The organism is Nocardia sp. CA-129566, assembly GCF_050956075.1.
Classification (GTDB): domain Bacteria; phylum Actinomycetota; class Actinomycetes; order Mycobacteriales; family Mycobacteriaceae; genus Nocardia.
In genome coordinates this window covers 7,745,836-7,761,785 of record NZ_CP192085.1, presented here as the reverse complement: position 1 = coordinate 7,761,785, position 15,950 = coordinate 7,745,836, and the positions used below count along the sequence as shown (strand labels likewise).

Annotated in this window: 18 protein-coding genes and 1 pseudogene; 9 read left to right on the top strand and 10 right to left on the bottom strand. The window is 65.6% G+C overall.

The window, feature by feature from the left end; all coding sequences use genetic code 11:
* Window positions 1–72: 72 nt before the first annotated feature.
* The gene (locus ACQP0C_RS34440; protein ID WP_433726865.1) at window positions 73–1,530 is read right to left on the bottom strand and encodes an MFS transporter; all 1,458 of its coding nucleotides are present in this window, start codon (window positions 1,528–1,530) and stop codon (window positions 73–75) included.
* Between the two features lie 53 nt (window positions 1,531–1,583).
* Here ACQP0C_RS34440 and ACQP0C_RS34435 point away from each other — a divergent pair, with 53 nt between their 5' ends.
* The 3 genes from ACQP0C_RS34435 to ACQP0C_RS34425 all read left to right on the top strand — a co-directional run bounded on the left by ACQP0C_RS34435 (window position 1,584) and on the right by ACQP0C_RS34425 (window position 4,006).
* Window positions 1,584–2,294 carry a TetR/AcrR family transcriptional regulator C-terminal domain-containing protein gene (locus tag ACQP0C_RS34435; protein WP_433726863.1) on the top strand — a complete coding sequence of 237 codons (711 nt, stop codon included), beginning with the start codon at window positions 1,584–1,586 and terminating at the stop codon, window positions 2,292–2,294.
* A 202-nt stretch (window positions 2,295–2,496) separates the two neighbouring features.
* Window positions 2,497–3,045 carry a YceI family protein gene (locus ACQP0C_RS34430; RefSeq protein ID WP_433726862.1) on the top strand — a complete coding sequence of 183 codons (549 nt, stop codon included), beginning with the start codon at window positions 2,497–2,499 and terminating at the stop codon, window positions 3,043–3,045.
* Between the two features lie 97 nt (window positions 3,046–3,142).
* Window positions 3,143–4,006 carry an NAD-dependent protein deacetylase gene (locus tag ACQP0C_RS34425; RefSeq protein WP_433726860.1) on the top strand — a complete coding sequence of 288 codons (864 nt, stop codon included), beginning with the start codon at window positions 3,143–3,145 and terminating at the stop codon, window positions 4,004–4,006.
* Between the two features lie 127 nt (window positions 4,007–4,133).
* Here ACQP0C_RS34425 and ACQP0C_RS34420 read toward each other — a convergent pair whose 3' ends face one another.
* The gene (locus ACQP0C_RS34420) at window positions 4,134–4,445 is read right to left on the bottom strand and encodes a pyrimidine/purine nucleoside phosphorylase (protein ID WP_433726858.1); all 312 of its coding nucleotides are present in this window, start codon (window positions 4,443–4,445) and stop codon (window positions 4,134–4,136) included.
* Window positions 4,446–4,543: 98 nt separating this feature from the next.
* Here ACQP0C_RS34420 and ACQP0C_RS34415 point away from each other — a divergent pair, with 98 nt between their 5' ends.
* The 3 genes from ACQP0C_RS34415 to ACQP0C_RS34405 all read left to right on the top strand — a co-directional run bounded on the left by ACQP0C_RS34415 (window position 4,544) and on the right by ACQP0C_RS34405 (window position 6,940).
* Window positions 4,544–5,383 carry a DUF72 domain-containing protein gene (locus tag ACQP0C_RS34415; RefSeq protein ID WP_433726856.1) on the top strand — a complete coding sequence of 280 codons (840 nt, stop codon included), beginning with the start codon at window positions 4,544–4,546 and terminating at the stop codon, window positions 5,381–5,383.
* Between the two features lie 92 nt (window positions 5,384–5,475).
* Window positions 5,476–6,312, top strand: coding sequence for an alpha/beta fold hydrolase (locus tag ACQP0C_RS34410; RefSeq protein WP_433726854.1), 837 nt, complete (start codon window positions 5,476–5,478; stop codon window positions 6,310–6,312).
* 169 nt (window positions 6,313–6,481) lie between these two features.
* On the top strand, window positions 6,482–6,940 hold the full coding sequence (locus ACQP0C_RS34405; RefSeq protein ID WP_433726852.1) for an SRPBCC family protein: 459 nt from the start codon (window positions 6,482–6,484) through the stop codon (window positions 6,938–6,940).
* Window positions 6,941–6,992: 52 nt separating this feature from the next.
* On the opposite strand, the gene ACQP0C_RS34400 is transcribed toward ACQP0C_RS34405, so the two are convergent.
* Genes ACQP0C_RS34400 through ACQP0C_RS34390 form a run of 3 tightly spaced genes read right to left on the bottom strand, consistent with a single transcriptional unit; the run spans window position 6,993 to window position 8,841 of the window.
* The gene (locus ACQP0C_RS34400) at window positions 6,993–7,619 is read right to left on the bottom strand and encodes an MBL fold metallo-hydrolase (RefSeq protein WP_433726850.1); all 627 of its coding nucleotides are present in this window, start codon (window positions 7,617–7,619) and stop codon (window positions 6,993–6,995) included.
* The gene (locus tag ACQP0C_RS34395; RefSeq protein WP_433726848.1) at window positions 7,616–8,701 is read right to left on the bottom strand and encodes an S-(hydroxymethyl)mycothiol dehydrogenase; all 1,086 of its coding nucleotides are present in this window, start codon (window positions 8,699–8,701) and stop codon (window positions 7,616–7,618) included. Before ACQP0C_RS34395 ends, ACQP0C_RS34400 begins: the two co-directional genes overlap by 4 nt.
* A gap of 8 nt (window positions 8,702–8,709) precedes the next feature.
* Complete coding sequence (locus tag ACQP0C_RS34390; RefSeq protein WP_433726846.1) at window positions 8,710–8,841, bottom strand: hypothetical protein; 132 nt, start codon at window positions 8,839–8,841, stop codon at window positions 8,710–8,712.
* 251 nt (window positions 8,842–9,092) lie between these two features.
* Here ACQP0C_RS34390 and ACQP0C_RS34385 point away from each other — a divergent pair, with 251 nt between their 5' ends.
* Window positions 9,093–9,242: a hypothetical protein gene (locus ACQP0C_RS34385; protein WP_433726844.1), complete on the top strand. Its 150-nt coding sequence runs from the start codon at window positions 9,093–9,095 to the stop codon at window positions 9,240–9,242.
* Window positions 9,243–9,246: 4 nt separating this feature from the next.
* Here ACQP0C_RS34385 and ACQP0C_RS34380 read toward each other — a convergent pair whose 3' ends face one another.
* The 5 genes from ACQP0C_RS34380 to ACQP0C_RS34360 all read right to left on the bottom strand — a co-directional run bounded on the left by ACQP0C_RS34380 (window position 9,247) and on the right by ACQP0C_RS34360 (window position 13,255).
* Window positions 9,247–9,705 (bottom strand): PIN domain-containing protein, encoded by a 459-nt coding sequence (locus ACQP0C_RS34380; protein WP_433726842.1) that lies wholly within the window; start codon window positions 9,703–9,705, stop codon window positions 9,247–9,249.
* Complete coding sequence (locus ACQP0C_RS34375) at window positions 9,702–9,950, bottom strand: hypothetical protein (RefSeq protein WP_433726840.1); 249 nt, start codon at window positions 9,948–9,950, stop codon at window positions 9,702–9,704. Before ACQP0C_RS34375 ends, ACQP0C_RS34380 begins: the two co-directional genes overlap by 4 nt.
* Before the next feature lie 214 nt (window positions 9,951–10,164).
* Complete coding sequence (locus ACQP0C_RS34370) at window positions 10,165–11,226, bottom strand: alpha/beta hydrolase (protein WP_433726838.1); 1,062 nt, start codon at window positions 11,224–11,226, stop codon at window positions 10,165–10,167.
* 178 nt (window positions 11,227–11,404) lie between these two features.
* Window positions 11,405–11,845: an SRPBCC family protein gene (locus ACQP0C_RS34365; protein WP_433726836.1), complete on the bottom strand. Its 441-nt coding sequence runs from the start codon at window positions 11,843–11,845 to the stop codon at window positions 11,405–11,407.
* A gap of 12 nt (window positions 11,846–11,857) precedes the next feature.
* Window positions 11,858–13,255 carry a metallophosphoesterase gene (locus ACQP0C_RS34360; RefSeq protein WP_433726834.1) on the bottom strand — a complete coding sequence of 466 codons (1,398 nt, stop codon included), beginning with the start codon at window positions 13,253–13,255 and terminating at the stop codon, window positions 11,858–11,860.
* A gap of 157 nt (window positions 13,256–13,412) precedes the next feature.
* On the opposite strand from ACQP0C_RS34360, the pseudogene ACQP0C_RS34355 reads away from it, so the two are divergent.
* Together ACQP0C_RS34355 and ACQP0C_RS34350 are read left to right on the top strand one after the other, a co-directional pair.
* Window positions 13,413–13,733: pseudogene (locus ACQP0C_RS34355) on the top strand (MFS transporter); the annotation flags it as partial.
* A gap of 522 nt (window positions 13,734–14,255) precedes the next feature.
* On the top strand, window positions 14,256–15,881 hold the full coding sequence (locus ACQP0C_RS34350; protein WP_433726832.1) for a hypothetical protein: 1,626 nt from the start codon (window positions 14,256–14,258) through the stop codon (window positions 15,879–15,881).
* The last annotated feature ends 69 nt before the right edge of the window (window positions 15,882–15,950 follow it).

Below are 15,950 nucleotides of genomic sequence, written 5' to 3'. Positions count from 1 at the left end.
AAGGAGGTCGAGGGGAGCCTAGCCGAGCCTGCGGCGTGAGGCGAGCAGATTGGAAACGAACCCGATGTCGGGCTACGCCACGGTTACTTCCTCCGGCGTGTCGACCTGCGGCACGGGGCGGGTGCGCAGCAGAGCCAGCCCCAGCAACGCGGCGGCGATGCTGAAACCCGCACTGATCCACGCACCGGTCGACATCGCCGCGGTGAATGCCTCCTTGGCCGGTTCGGTGTAGCCCAGTTGGAAAGCGGCGCCGATGGATTCGCGCGCGGCATCGGGTGCGTCCTCGGGCATATGCGAGGTGAACACACCGGCCAGCACACTGCCGAGAATCGCGATACTGATCGCCATGCCGACCTGCTGCAGGGTGTCGTTCATCGCCGAACCAACGCCCGCGTGCTCGAGCGGAATGGCGCTCATGATCGCGGCATAGGCGGCCGGACCCGCCAGACCACCGCCGACCCCCATGACCAGCATGCTGGCCAGGACCGCGAAGTACCCGGAACCGAGGGCCAGAATGCCGAAGGCCACACCCATGACCAACAGACCCGCGACGATGAGCGTCTTATTGCTCAGCTGCTTGCCCAGTGTCGCGCCGAGCCCGTTGCACACCGCCGCCGCCACCGCGTACGGCAGTAGCGCCAGGCCCGCCTTCATCGGCCCGTAGCCGAGCACGAACTGCAGGTACTGGGTCAGCATCAGCATCAGCGCGCCCATCCCGAACACCATCAGCAGCAGCGTGCAGCAGGTGCCGGTGAAATCGCGATTGCGGAAGACCGCCAGCGGCAGCATGGGATGTGCGGACCTGCTCTCCCACACCACGAAGGCCAGTCCGGTGACGACGGCGAGGCCGATCATCGGAATATTCCACTCACGCTCGATGATCACATAGACCGTCGAGCACAGCGCGATGATCGACAGCAGCACGCCGACCAGGTCGACCGGTCGCTGCTCACCAGTGGTTTCCGGCATCAACACCAGTGCGGCGACGATCGCGAGCACCGCGACCGGGATATTGAGCAGGAATACCGAACCCCACCAATAGTGCTGCAGCAGAAAGCCGCCCAGCGTCGGTCCCAGCACGATGCCGACCATCGAGACGGTGGACCAACCCGCCATTGCCTTGCGCCGCTCGTCCTCGGCGAAGGTGGTCATCAGGATCGACAGCGTCGATGGCATCAGCACCGAACCGCCGACACCCATCAGGGCGCGGGCCGCGACCACCTGCCATGGTTCGGTGGCCAGCACGGCCGCCAGCGAGGCCACGCCGAACAGGGCCAGACCGAGGATCAGCATGCGGCGCCGTCCGAACCGGTCCGACAGGCTGCCCGCGGTGAGCAGCAGTCCGGCGAAGACGAGCACATAGGCGTCGAGGATCCACTGGATATCCGATGGGGTCGCATCGAGTTCGCGGATCAGGGACGGGATGGCGATATTGAGCACGGTGCCGTCGATCATCAGCACCAGCAAGGACAGACAGAGGACCCCCAGAATCCACCAGCGGCGAGGATCTCGTACAACGTTCGGTTCCACTCGAACACTGTACGATGGAATCGCACAATGTGCGAGAGAATTATGCTGAGCCCGTGACCAAGCAGGAGTTCTCCTCGGTATGGACCCGCGCCCCGCGCCAGCCGAAGGCGGCGGGACTGCGCCGCGACCAGATCGTCGCCGCCGCGATCGAGCTCTTGGACGCCGAGGGCCTGAGCGCTCTCAGCATGCGCAAGCTCGGTGCCAAGCTCGACGCGGGCGCGACCAGTCTCTACTGGCATGTCGCGAACAAGGACGAACTACTCGAGCTCGCCATGGACGAGATCTGGGGTATGGTGCGCCCCCCGGATCCCGAGCACACCTCGTGGCGGGAGGTGGTGACCACCTTCGCCTACAATTTCCGGCGGACCATGCACGACCATCCGTGGGTGGCCACCTTGATCGGCTCCTTGCCGAGCATCGGACCGAATGCCTTCGAACTCAGCGATCGGCTGCGCCGCACCTTTATGGGGGCCGGTTTCACCGGCATGGACATCTACCTCGCGAGCGGCACCGTGACCAGTTATGTACTCGGCCAGGTCATCCCGGAGATCACCGCCGCGAAGGCATTCGGCGAGGAGGGTTTCGACCCCGAAGTGGTGCTCGACGTCATGGATGCGGTGGCCGCCGATTATCCGGAGATGCTCGCGGACTTTCGCGCCACCATGCCCGCCGATCAGCGGACCGCGCGGGCGGTGGCCTTCGATTTCGGGCTGATCTGTGTCATGGACGGACTGGAATCGCGGCTGCGCAAGCCGCACAAGTGATCTTGTTATTCGGTGGGGGAATAGATCGCGGACCGTCTCGGTTCCATTGGTTGCCACATCCACCAAATTGATGGCAGACTTGCCGCGGCGGAGGCGTTACGCGCCGACCTCCTGGTGCAGCGACGCGCCAATCGGTAAGGATCACAACCGAATAGCGATCTGAAACCATGTAATTGAATTCTCAACTATCTGAGGAGACTCCATGTCGACCACCACCGCCAAGGCCTTGACCGCGGGCACCTGGGTTATCGATCCGGCTCACTCCAACCTGGGTTTCACCGTGCGTCACCTGATGGTGAGCAAGGTCCGCGGCCGCTTCGCCGACTTCTCCGGCAAGCTCGTCATCAATGAGGACGGCACCGCCTCCGCGGAGGCCGAGATCCGGGTCGACTCGGTGACCACCGATAACGAGCAGCGCGACGCCCACCTGCGCACCGCCGACTTTTTCCATGCCGCCGACTTCCCGGTAGCCACCTTCAAGTCGACCGGATTCCGCGTCAACGGCGACGATTTCGTCGTAGACGGCGACTTCACCATCCGCGGCACCACCCGCCCGGTCTCCCTCGACGTCGAATTCCTCGGCGTCAACCCCGGCATGGGCCAGGGCCCCGTCGCCGGCTTCGAGGCCAAAACCGTCATCAACCGCCGCGACTTCGGCATCACCATCGACATGCCCCTCCCCGACGGCGGCGCCGTAATCGGCGACAAAATCACCCTCACCCTCGAAATCGAAGTAGCCCTCCAACCCTGACCCCAGTTGGTCGAGTGATCACCATGCGCTGGTGCGGGTAACCGTCGAGTGACACCTGCACCAGCGCATTCTCGATGGGTGGGCATACCCTGGGGGCGTGGTCGCTTCGGGTTCCGCTTCGAGTGGGGATGTCGAGGGGCTTTGTGGGGTGTTGGTGGGGCGGCGGGTGGCTGTTCTGACGGGGGCGGGGGTTTCGACTGATAGTGGGATTCCGGATTATCGGGGGCCTTCGTCGCCGGTTCGGACTCCTATGACCTATCAGCAGTTCGTGGGGGATGCGGGGTTTCGGCGGCGGTATTGGGCGCGTAACCATATCGGGTGGCGGGCCATGGATGGGGCGCGGCCGAATGCGGCGCATCGGGCGTTGGCGCGGCTGGAGCGTTCGGGGGTGGTCAGCGGTTTGATCACGCAGAATGTCGATTTGCTGCATACGAAGGCGGGGCATCGGCGCGTTATCGATCTGCACGGAACCTATGCGCGGGTGCGGTGTCTCGGGTGTGCGGCGCTCATCTCGCGAATGACGTTGGCCGAGCGGTTGGAGGCGGCGAATCCCGGTTTCGCGGCATCGGCGACGGCCACCGGCGTGGAGGTCGCGCCCGATGCGGACGCGGTGGTCGCCGATACCGAGAGTTTCCGGATGGTGGACTGTGCGCGCTGCGGCGGCATGCTCAAGCCGGACATCGTGTACTTCGGGGAGAACGTGCCCAAGGAACGCGTCGCCGCGTCGTTCGAGGTGGTCGACGCGGCGGACGCCCTCTTGGTGGCGGGCTCCTCGCTGACAGTGATGTCCGGGCTGCGTTTCGTTCGCCACGCGGCGAAACAGGGCAAGCCCATCGCCATCGTCAACCGCGGCCGGACCCGAGGCGACGATCTCGCCACCCTCACCGTCGATGCCGGATGCGCGAGCGTGCTGACGACCCTGGCCGACACCCTGGAAACAACCACTCTGTCCCACGACTGAGGGCAGCCGAAGGGGGCGAGGTCGTGGCCGCCACCGCTCAACAAAGGCGTAAGCTTCGGCTGGAGCCGCACAAGGTCGGCTCGGTGTAGCGGTGCGCTCGAGTGCTCGGTGCGGGGATTCGGTCGGGTCAGCCGAAGTGGCAGACGTAGTGCAGGGTCGAGAGCACCTCGATCTCGAATGAGCTGTTGCCGGGGACGTTGAAGGATTCGCCGCCGCGGTAGGTGGTGGCTTCGGATTCTCCGGCGAGGGTGACCTTGCACTCGCCGTCGATCAGTTCCATGATCTCGGGCGCAACGGTGTTGAACGTCAGGGTCGACGGCTGGATCACGCCGACCGACTTCGCGGTGCCATCGGCGAGCACGATGCTGTAGCTCACGCATTTGCCGTCGAAGTACACATTGGCCTTCTTGGCCACGCTGACGTTCTCGAACTGCGCCATGATCTCTTTCCCGAGGTGGTGGAGGTGAAGCCGTCAGCGTACGTGACCCGGCTCGACCGCCCGGACGGCCGGGCGCCGAGTGCGTTAGCGTCGCTGGCATGCGGCTTCACGTGGGATGTGCGATGTGGACGCACGCGGCATGGCAGGAACAGCAACCGGCGCCGGGGGAGCGGTTGCGGCACTACGCCTCGTGGTGCACTGCGGTGGAAGGCAATACGACGTTCTACGCGACGCCGACCCGCAATACGGTGCAATCCTGGGCGAAGCAGACCGGCCCCGACTTCCGATTCGTCATCAAACTGCCCAAGCCGATCACGCATGAGCGCAGGCTGCACGGTGCGGACGCCGAACTGCGGACCTTCCTGGACGCGATGGAGCCGCTCGGCCCGCGCATGCATGCGCTGTGGGTGCAACTGCCCGGCTCATTCGGCCCGACCGACCTCGGGACGCTGGCCGGATTCCTGCGCACACTGCCCGATTCGTATCGGTCGGCCGTTGAGGTCCGGCATCCCGCATTCTTCGAAAATGAGAGCGCCGCAAAGCAATTGGAGCATGTGCTGGCGCGCGTCGGCGCCGAATGGGTGCCCTTCGACACCACGGCGCTTTTCGACGGACCAGCCGAAAGTGCCGCGGAGGCCGAGGCGCGGGCCAAGAAGCCGCGGGTGCCGCGCCGCATCCGAGCGCTGACCGAATTCCCGATCGTGCGCTATCACGGCCGCGATTCGACCGAGCGGACGGTCGCGGGGTGGCAGCCGTGGCTCGATATCGTCACGGCGTGGCTGCGCGAAGGTCGTTCACCGACGGTCTTCATCCACACCCCGGACAATGCCTCATCGCTGCACCTCGCCCGTCGCTTCCACGATGAGGTCGGCATGCGTCTGCCCGAACTCGAGCCGTTGCCCGAACCCATCCCGACCGAACCGATGACCTTGTTCTGAATATCTCGAATAAATAACAATGCCGACTGCTAACTCGGTTAGAATGGAGGTGTGTTGCCGTCCTAGTGCCGAGCGCGCCGATGGAGGAACCGATGAGCCAAGCCACCGCGCAGACCACTCCAGTCACCCTGCGCGGCGGGGCGGGCGCGCTGGCCGCCTGGGAATCCATCCCGCCGCATGACGTCGAAACGCGCGGCACGGTGCTATTGGTTCCCGGGTTCACCGGCTCCAAGGAAGATTTCGAGGCCATGCTGCCGATGCTGACCGCGGCCGGATTTCGGTGCGTCGCTTACGATCAGCGCGGTCAATGGCAGTCGGACGGTCCCGACGAGGTATCGGGGTACGGCATGGCCGACTTCGCCGGTGACCTGATCCTGGTCGTCGACCAGATCTCGGATGACACGCCGATTCACCTGGTAGGCCACTCATTCGGCGGCTATGTCGCCCGCGCCGCCCTGGTCGCCCAGCCGAACCGCTTCCGCAGCCTCACATTGCTCGCATCCGGCCCTTCCTTGGCCTCCGACATCAACTTCACCCCGCCGCAATTGGTCGCTCAGCTCATCGAAAGCGGTGGCCAGCAAGCACTTTGGGAACAGATGAACCAGAGTCTGGCCAACCTCATCCCGCCCGCCGAACTCGAATTCCTGCACGACCGGATGTTCGCGACCAAGAAGGCGAACATGATCGGCATCATGCGCGTCATGCAAGGCTCGACCGATTACACGGCGGCCCTGCGCGCCACCGCCCTCCCGATCCTCATCGCGTACGGCAACTCCGGTGACGTGTGGCCGCCGAGCGTGCACGAGCGCTACGCGGAGGAATTGGACGCTCGCACAGCGGTTTACGACGGTGTCGGCCACCTCCCCAACGAGGAACGCCCGTCCCGCGTCTGCGCAGATCTGGTCGCGTTCTGGAACGATTTCCGCTGACGTTCGAACTCGACCGGACCGAATGCGACGTTGGCCCGCGTGGCCATGGGCCTGATCATGCCGGTGATCTGCAGATCCCTGGGTGGGCGGCAAGCGCATGCGCGAGACCTGCGACTGCCACGTCACCTGGGCGCTAGCTGTCTGAGAAGGCGCCTGCTAGCGTGCAGGCATGCAGGATAGCGTGACGGTTCGAATGGCAGCACCCGCCGAGAAGATCTGGGAGCTGGTCAGCGATATCACGAATACCGGGAAGTTCTCACCGGAGACCTTCGAGACCGAATGGCTCGGCGGGGCAACGGCTCCCGCTGTCGGCGTCAAGTTCCGCGGGCACGTCAACCGCAATGGCTGGGGCATGAAGTATTGGACGGTCTGCCGGATCGTCGCCTGCGAGCCGGGCCGCGAGTTCGCGTTCACCGTGCTCGGCCCGCGCGGTATGTCGGTCAATACCTGGCGCTACCGCTTCGAGCCCGTCGAGGGCGGCACCGATGTGACCGAATCGTTCCAGCTCAACAAGGAGAATCTCCCGCTGCGCCTCTACTGGCTGATCGCCGGACGCGCCCGCGGCAAAACCAACCGCAACGGCATGCGCGAAACCCTCGAACGCATCAAGGCATACGTCGAGGGCTGACCGAGATCAGGTGGCGGCCAGATCCACCTGATCTTCAGGCCCCGGGGCGGGTTCAGTGGCCGCGGGCGATCCAATCGGCGAGCGCGGGTTTCTCGGTGCCGATGGTGGTGCCGTCACCGTGGCCGGTGTGCACCGTCGTGTCCTCGGGGAGGGTCAACAGCCGGTTCCGGATGGAGTCGATGATGGTGCCGAAGTCCGAGAACGAGCGACCGGTGGCCCCGGGGCCGCCGTTGAACAGGGTGTCACCCGTGCAGAGGGCGGTGGCCTCGGGCAGGTGCAGTGAGACCGAGCCGGGGGAGTGACCCGGGGTGTGCAGGACTTCGATATCGGTGCCCGCCACGGTGATTCGCTGGGTGTCGGCCAATGACTCGTATTCGACGTCGGGGTGGGTCATGCGCCACAGCGGATCGTCGGCGGGATGCAGCAGGATCGGGGCGTCGAGCCGTTCGGCGAGTTCCGGTGCGGCGGTGATGTGGTCGTTGTGACCGTGCGTGCAGACGATCGCGCGCACATTGCGGCGACCGACCGCATCGATGATTGCATCGGCGTCGTGCGCCGCGTCCACGATGACGACCTCGGTGTCATCGCCGATCAGCCAGACATTGTTGTCCACCTCCCAGGTGCCGCCGTCCAGGGAGAAGGTGCCGGAGGTGACGACCCGGTCGATGCGCAGGCTCACCAGACCACCACCGAGCGCAGCACCTCACCGGCATGCATTGCGGAGAAGGCCTTCTCGACCTGGTCCAGGGCGATGCGCTCGGTGACGAAGCGCTCCAATGGCAGGCGGCCCTGCCGGTACAGCTCGACCAGCATCGGGAAGTCGCGTTCGGGCAGGCAGTCGCCGTACCACGAGGATTTCAGTGCGCCGCCGTGGGAGAACAGGTCGATCAGCGGCATATCGATGGTCATATCCGGGGTCGGGACGCCGACCAACACCACGGTCCCCGCCAGGTCGCGGCCGTAGAAGGCCTGCTTCCAGGTTTCGGGGCGGCCGACCGCGTCGATGACGACATCCGCGCCGAAACCGTCGGTGAATTCCTGGATCTGCTCGACGACATCGGCACTGGTCGCATCGATCGTGTGGGTCGCGCCGAATTCGGTTGCCCACTCGAGCTTTTGCGGGTCGCGATCGATGGCGATAATGGTCCGCGCACCGGCCAGGCGGGCACCCGCGATGGCGGCATCGCCGACCCCGCCGCAGCCGATGACCGCGACCGTATCGCCGCGCGAGACATTTCCGGTGTTCATCGCGGCGCCGAGACCGGCCATCACGCCGCAGCCGAGCAGTCCGGCGACGGCCGGGTCGGCCTCCGGATCGACCTTGGTGCACTGACCTTCGTGCACCAGCGTCTTATCCGCGAATGCGCCGATGCCGAGGGCGGGGCTGAGTTCGGTGCCGTCGGTGAGGGTCATCTTCTTGCTGGCATTGTGGCTGGCGAAGCAGTACCACGGGCGGCCGCGCTTACACGCGCGACATTCGCCGCAGACCGCGCGCCAGTTCAGGATGACGAAATCACCCGCGACGACATGGGTTACCGCGGCACCGACGGTCTCCACGATGCCAGCTGCCTCGTGTCCGAGCAGGAAGGGAAATTCGTCGTTGATGCCGCCCTCGCGATAGTGCAGATCGGTGTGGCACACCCCGCAGGACTGAATGCGCACGACCACATCGTGCGGCCCGGGATCCGGAATCACGATATCGACGATCTCGACCGGTGCGCCCTTGCTACGGGCGATCACGCCACGCACGGTTTCGGACACGAATCCTCCTAGATAGCGATTGGCGCCGCCGTTGCCGTGCGGCTGATCTCGGCCTCGCTCACGGCCCTCTGTGCCGCCGCCTCCTTGATAGCAGCCGGATCGCTGCCTTCGGCGTAGATCACCGTACGTTCGAGTGCCATATGGGTACGGTTTCACATATGTCGAATGCGGGCGGTGCGATCGGCGGTCGCGTGGCGCGTAGTCGTCCGGAATGCCGAGTACGCCGCGGCGATGCGCGGAGTCTACGAGCGGTTTCCGGATGACCTCGATGTCGCGCGCTGTTCGCCGACGCGCTGATGAATCTGACGCCGTGGGCGCTGTGGGATCAGCGCAGCGGTGCGCCTGCCGCCGGGGCGAGAACGCTGGAGGCCAAGGCTGTGCTCGAGCGGCGTTGGGGACCGCCGAGGGGCGCGGGCATCCGGGCGTGCTGCATCTGTACATCCCTGTGATGGAGATGCCCACGCCGGAAGCCGCGCTGACGGTGGCGGATCGGCTGCGCGGGTTCGTCACCGACTGCGTGGTCGCCGTAGGCGAATGCTGAGGTGTCAGAGATCGTCGGGCAGTATGCGAAAGGCTTTGTGCTGTGTGAGGGGCGTCAAGGCCCGAAAGTCGCGCCGGTCGAGGGTCAAGACCGCATTGGTTTCATAGTCGGCGGCTAAGGCAACGAGGACGGCGTCGGCGAGATCGAGGCGCAAGGCTGGGTAGAGCCGGCGGATCGCGTTTGCTTGGTCGAGGATGTCGGGTGTCACCGTCGCGATCTCAAAGTGTTTGGTGCGTGATTGTGCGGTGAGGTCTTCGATCATGTCGATGGACACCTGCCGTCCGAGGGCGCGGCGGGCGACATGGTCGAGTTCGGCTAGCGCAAGGGGTGAGAGCACGACCAAACCCGCGGATTCGAGGACGTGGAAGGCGCCGTCACTGTCCGGTGACGAGGTGTCGAACGCGGCGATCAGACCGGACGTGTCGGCAACGACAATTCCAGGACCTTCGGTGCCCAAAATCATGGGTGTTCCGTGTCGCGGCCGAAGTCATCGGCAAGGTAGTCGTCGACGCGTTCGGCCAGTGTGGGATCACCGCTTGCGAAACGTCGCAGCCGCAGCGGCTCCGATCGACGCTGCACCCGGAGGGCCGCCAGGTGGATGGCATTGCGAATGATCTCGGCCTCGCTCACGTCGCTCTGCGCCGCCGCCTCCTTGATCGCAGCCAGATCGCTGGCTTCGGCGTAGACCATCGTACGTTTCAGTGTCATATGAGTATTGTGTCATATATGACCATCTGAGCGGTGTGATCGGTGCGCCCGGCGCGTATTCGTCTGGAATGCCGAGATCCAGGCGAGGCCCGGATCATCATCGGCTAGCACGTGAAATCGGCCGTGGCCGATGTTCCGATCGATGCCTCGTGCTTTTGCCGATTGTCCGCGATCGGTCACGCGGATTCGCACTGCTGCGGCGGGCACGAGTGAGTCAGGAGATATCGCCGAGCCCATCGCTGAGCACCGGCCACGAATCCTTCAGCGCGCGTTCCCAATAGCCCCAGGAATGGGTGCCCGTGGGTTCGAGATCATAGGTGGCGGGAATGCCGAGCTGATCCAACCGGTCTCGCAGATTGCGCGTGCACCAGGCCGTTGATCCTTCGATAGCGCCGCCCATGGTCACCTGGAGCGGGAGTCCACCCTCCGCCGGGCTCTGGGTATGCGGATCGGTGGGATTGTCGTACGGCCCTGGCAATCCACTGCCCGCCGACAGGTACAAATTCACCCCGCGCAGCCCCTCGGCATGCACATACGGATCATTGGCCGCCCACATCGGATCCTGCGGCGGCCCATACATATTCACCGGATCGCCGTGCCCCTTACGCACCGACATTTCGACGAACGCCTGCCCGATCGGATCACTGATCTGCGCGCACCCGCTGAACGCGCCAACGGACCGGTACCGCCCCGGACTCGAAATCGCCAGCGACAGCACCGATGTGCCGGATGTCGAGATCCCCGCAATGGCGTTGCGCCCATTGGTCCCCAGCGCCGCATCGATCAACGGCGGCAATTCCCGAGTCAAATACGTCTGCCATTTATTGACTCCCAACACCGGATCCACCGCGCGCCAATCGGCGTAGTAGCTGAACGCCCCGCCGATCGGCTGCACCACATTGACGTTCTTATCGCCGAAAAACCGCATGGCATCGGTCTTCGTGGCCCACGTCGAACCATCGGTGCCACCGTCCACCCCGGCCAGCAGATACACCGTCGGCCGCGCGGCGCCGGTATCGGCGGGCCGCTGTACCTGCACCGAAAACTCCCGGGCCATCGCCCCCGAATAGACCGTCAACACGAGATTGCGAGCATCACGGATATCGACCGCGGTAATCGTCGACCCGTCCTCGGTCGTCACCGACTCCAACACCGAACCGTTGGCAATGATCGGGTCCGGTGCCGCGTTCGAATGAACTCCGGCCGCGATGGATCCGCTCCCGAGCACGACCGCTGCGCCGATAACCGAGGCCAATCGAAGACCACCAACACCCATCGGCTCCCAACCTCTCCCGAATCGGCCTGCTACCGAATCTCACGCCCGTCTTCAACAGCTGCCACATACAGCAAACACGGTACCCAGCACCGTCATACGCACACCTGGCAGCGGACCACGCCGCTGTGCCGGTCGAATTTGCCGGGCCGGATACGTGCACCGGATCAGGGAGAATCGTTCAGCCCTTGCCGGTGAGCTTGCGCTCGGCCGTCCGCAGCACCGTACGGAAGCCGAAGGCGACCGCAGGCGCGAACGCCCTGGTCACCGCGCCGCTAAAGACCGGAGCCCCGACCTCGAATGTCGAGACCCAGGTGACCTCGGTACCGTCCGCGGTCGTCCGCAACCGCATGCTCCCACCCTCGTGCCGCAGTGGCGGAATCGAGGCCCGGATCAGATAGTCCATCCGAACCGGCCGCTCATAGCCCACGATCTCCTCGGTGAGTTTCAATGCGGCCGTGGTGACTTCGCGAACGGTGCCGACCCCGCCATCGGCAGCGGCCCGCGTCACCTCGGCCCGCAACACCCCCGGCACCTGCCGGTAGTTGGCGGCATCGGTGATCCAATCGAAAACCCGCTCGATCGGCGCCGCGATGGTGCGCCGCACGGTCACTGTCCGCATGAGCGACTGTAACTACCAGCCGGCCCGCAGACCCGAGAAATCGCGCAGTACGACGTAATTGCGGTCGGCGCAGCTGCCGAGCGCGTGATCGGGGTGCAGGCCGAGGTATTGGCGGCGGGTGCGAGTGCTCCAGCGGCGAGCGGATTCGGTGCGGGTCTTGTAGAAGTTGACCGTGTACCCGCCCTCGTAGAGGCGCAGCAGGCTGTAGCCGCCCGGATATTCCTTGGCGGCCGCGACTTCCAGGAATTCGACGTCGACACCGGAGTCGGGACGGTTGCGGCGATTGCGGTGGGTGTGCCCGCAGTGGTGCAGGAATACGCCCGGGGTGTCGCGATAGAGCGTGTGCAGGGCGGCGGCATTCGTGCGGTCCAGGACGAATCCGGGGCCACCGGGATTGCTCACCGCCGCATAGGAAGTCACCGGATGGTGGCCGAAGACAAGGGTCGGCCGGTCGGGGTCGGCCGCGAGCAGTTCGCGTAGATGCGTCAATTGCGGCGCCACGATGGTGCCGCCGGATCCGCGCAGGCGGGTGGTGTCGAGGCCGATCATGCGCAGCTCGCCGACGCGATGCTCGACCAGCCGCTGACGGGCATGAAATACCTTGCCCCAGTGGTCGATTCGGTGTTCATCCGGCTTATCGTGGTTACCCCGGCAGACGAAGTAGTCGCGGCCGAGGACACCCCACTCGTCGAGCCGCTCGCGCACGCCGAGGCACTGTTCGAGGGTGCCGGTATCGGTGAGATCGCCCGCGACGATCAGCTGATCGGCCGCGCGGTCGGGTCGGCGCAGATCATCGAGCAAAGCCGTCAGCATGAAGTCCGGATAGTGCTCGGTATCGTGGCGCAGACCGGTGGGCAGCCCGGCCACGACCAGGCCGCTGCTGGTTTCCCCGTAATGCACATCGTTGGCGAGTGCGATGGTGTGCAGCAGCCGTCCCGGTGGCGGGGTGGCGGTGGTGAATGTGCCGGTGGATTCGGGTGTTCCGGCGCGGCGGGTCACCAGGGTGCGGGCGGGGACGACGCGACGTCCGTCCGAATAGGCCTCGAACCGGTAGGTGCGGCCGGGCTCGAGTCCGTCGAGCTCCGCGTAGTGGTAGGCGGTCGGCCGGGAGTCCAGGTAGTGCGGCCGTGCCGAGCACCGACCGTCGACCGGTGCGATCCTGACCTCGGTATCTGCGGGTACCGGCCGGGGCCGCCCATGGCGGTCGCGGGCCCGCGTAGTCCAGGTCAGGATCGCCGAGCGATCGGTCACCGTGACCACCTCGAGGTCGCTGGCCACCATCGAATCCCGACGCACCCGAACGGAATCGGCGACTCTCGGTTGAGCGTAGAGCGGAGTTCGCACGGTGACCGCCGCCGCGCCGGCTGCCACATTCGCCAGCCACAGGGTTCGAAGTCGCGGATCGAGCATGATGATCTCCGTTCGCCTCTGCCACCGACGCTACGGTTGCCGGTTGAACGCTCGGGTCCGCGCACATGACAGGCCGGCTTCCGTTATCGAACATTCGAGCGGTATCGCCGGGCGTGGGGATTCGACTCCGCAGCGGATCCGGGTCGAGAGTGCGCGGATGGGTGGAACGACCGAGTTGTCCCGCGCGATGTTGCGCAAGGTCACGATTCGTTTGGTGCCATATCTCGGGCTGTTGTATTTCATCAACTACCTGGATCGGGTCGATATCGGGTTCGCCGGACCCAGCGGGATGAAATCGGAGCTGGGACTGACCGAAACGGCGTTCGGATTCGCCTCCGGCATCTTCTTCATCGGCTATCTCGTACTGGAAGTGCCGAGCAATCTGGCACTGCACCGGTTCGGGGCGCGGCGCTGGCTCGCCAGGATCATGGTGAGCTGGGGTGCGGTCGCCACCGCCATGGCGTTCGTGCCTCGTGCGCAGCAGTACGGCACCCACTATTGGGTGGTGCAACGCGGGCTCATCAACGCGGTGCCATACGTGATCGGCGCCGTTGTCATGGTGGTGTGGAGCAGGCACGGTGACCGGACGGGCGAGCGGGTCTGGCATGTGGCGCTACCCGCGCTGGTCGGAGGCCATCGGCGCGGTGGATCCGAATTCGCCCGACCTATGGGTCGGTTGGCGGCGACACGCCCGACCATGTCGACACCCCTTGAATGAACCGACTGGTCGGGCTGCTTGCTGGCGGCAAACATTCGGTTGGCCGTGCGCCGATGCCGCTCAACCGCGTGGTCGTTGCGCCGCGGGGCGGCATCCGCGAGTACTAAATCGTCGTTAAATCGAAACCTGTGATGCGTGTGTCGCGCGCGGCGCGCCGCGACACAGCCCACCGGCGGCAAATTGACAGTTTCGCTGGCAACGGTGCATCGACTATGAATGTCTGGTGCCGTTCCCACGCGTGATCACCTGTCTGCCGTCGAATCTCTCCCGCGGGGAGTCGATTTGACCATCGAGCATCCCATCGAGGACGAGGTCGGACAGCTCGCGAGGAGGGTCGAGCGAGCGCGGGGACGACTGGCCTATCAGTTCGATCCCGCGCTCACCGAGGCGCTGTCCGAGGACGAGCTGATCGCCGAACGTGAGCTCGCCGAGAAGATTCGCGGCGAGGATCGCGCGCAGCGATGGAAACAGGTTCAGGCCGCGGCCTCCGCGGCCGACCGCGCAAGGCATACCACCGAAGCGATCGAGAAGGCCGACATCAGAGATCTACTGGTAGCCCGCAAGGCAATTGCGGCGCAGCGGCGGGAGTCGAGTCCGCATGCCAAGCTGGCGTCGCTGTACCGGCACCGAGGATGGTCACTGCGCGCGCTGGCGGGCGTGGTGGCGGCGGGCATGCTGTGGTCCGCGGTCAATGTGCAGCACAACATCGCGCCGGGCGGGCCGGGCGATCCGCTGTACTGGTTCAGCTACCTCATCGAGGCGATGATCAGCGTCTGTCTGATCATCATCATGGTCGGCACCAATAAGGTCGCCGAATGGGGTGTCATCGATAACCGCCGACAGGTGGCCGCGGCCGAAATCGCCCTGCTGACACTGACGGTCACCCTCAACACCTACCCGTACCTGCGCGACGGGGAGTGGTACGAGACCGGTGTGCACGCGGTCGCGCCGGTCATGATCGGTGTCGCCCTGCTCATCCACGATGCCGCGAGCGCACGCTACGGCCTGGCCATCTACCGGGCCACCGAGCAGGTTCGCGAGTTGCCCGATCCGGCCGAGCAGATCCGGGAGAAGCTCCCGTCGATCACCACCTACCGCGCGAATGCGCTCGCGGCTCTGGTGGCTTCGGATTCGGGTAGGGAGTCCGCGGAGTCGGCCCAGGTGTCCCGAGCGGCCGCCGAGAACCTGGACGCGGAACTGGACGTCGAAGCGATCGTGGAGGCCGAAGAGGCCGAGGTCGAGGAGACGGCCGCGCCGGCCGAAGGGGAAGGCGCTGCCGCGCAGGGTGATTCGGCCACCGTGGCGGAGGTCGATCCCGATACGCGCCGGGCGGCGAGCAACGGCAATGGCCGCGCCGGGGCCGGGAACGGCGGCGCGCCGGGCAATTCGGCGCCCGCGGCACCCGAGCAGCGGGTGACGCCAGCCAAGCCCGAGGACCGCCCAGCGGTCGCCAAGGAACCGACCGCGCCGGTGGTCGCGAAGAACAACCCTTTCGCTCCGTCATCCGACGAACCGGTCGCCGAGACCGCGCCCGTGCCCAAGGTTGAGAGCCGCCCGGCGAGCCCACAACCCGCCAAGGCGACCGCTCGCAAGGCGGCACCGGCCGCCGCCGAGCCCGCTCCCGTCGCGGAGAGCAAGCCATCGGTGGTGTCGGCACTGCGCAGGAACAGTTCGTCTGCGGCGGTATCGCGCAAGGCCAGCTCGCTCGAGGGCCGCAAGGACAGCAGGTCGACCGAGAACACCCGGGGCAAGGGCAACGCGTCCGCCGATCCGGATCCGCACCTTCAGGTCGTTCGCACACCCGACATCCACGACACCGGACAGTTCCGCATCGCCGAGATGCTCGAACAAGAACTTGCCGAACTACAGGCGGAGCGCAGGCGGGCCAGGGCGAGCAGACAACGGTGATCCCGGCGCTTGCCAGCCGGGAGACTTCGGGGCATGATGCTGGCTCGGGTCATTAGGTACGTTAAAAAC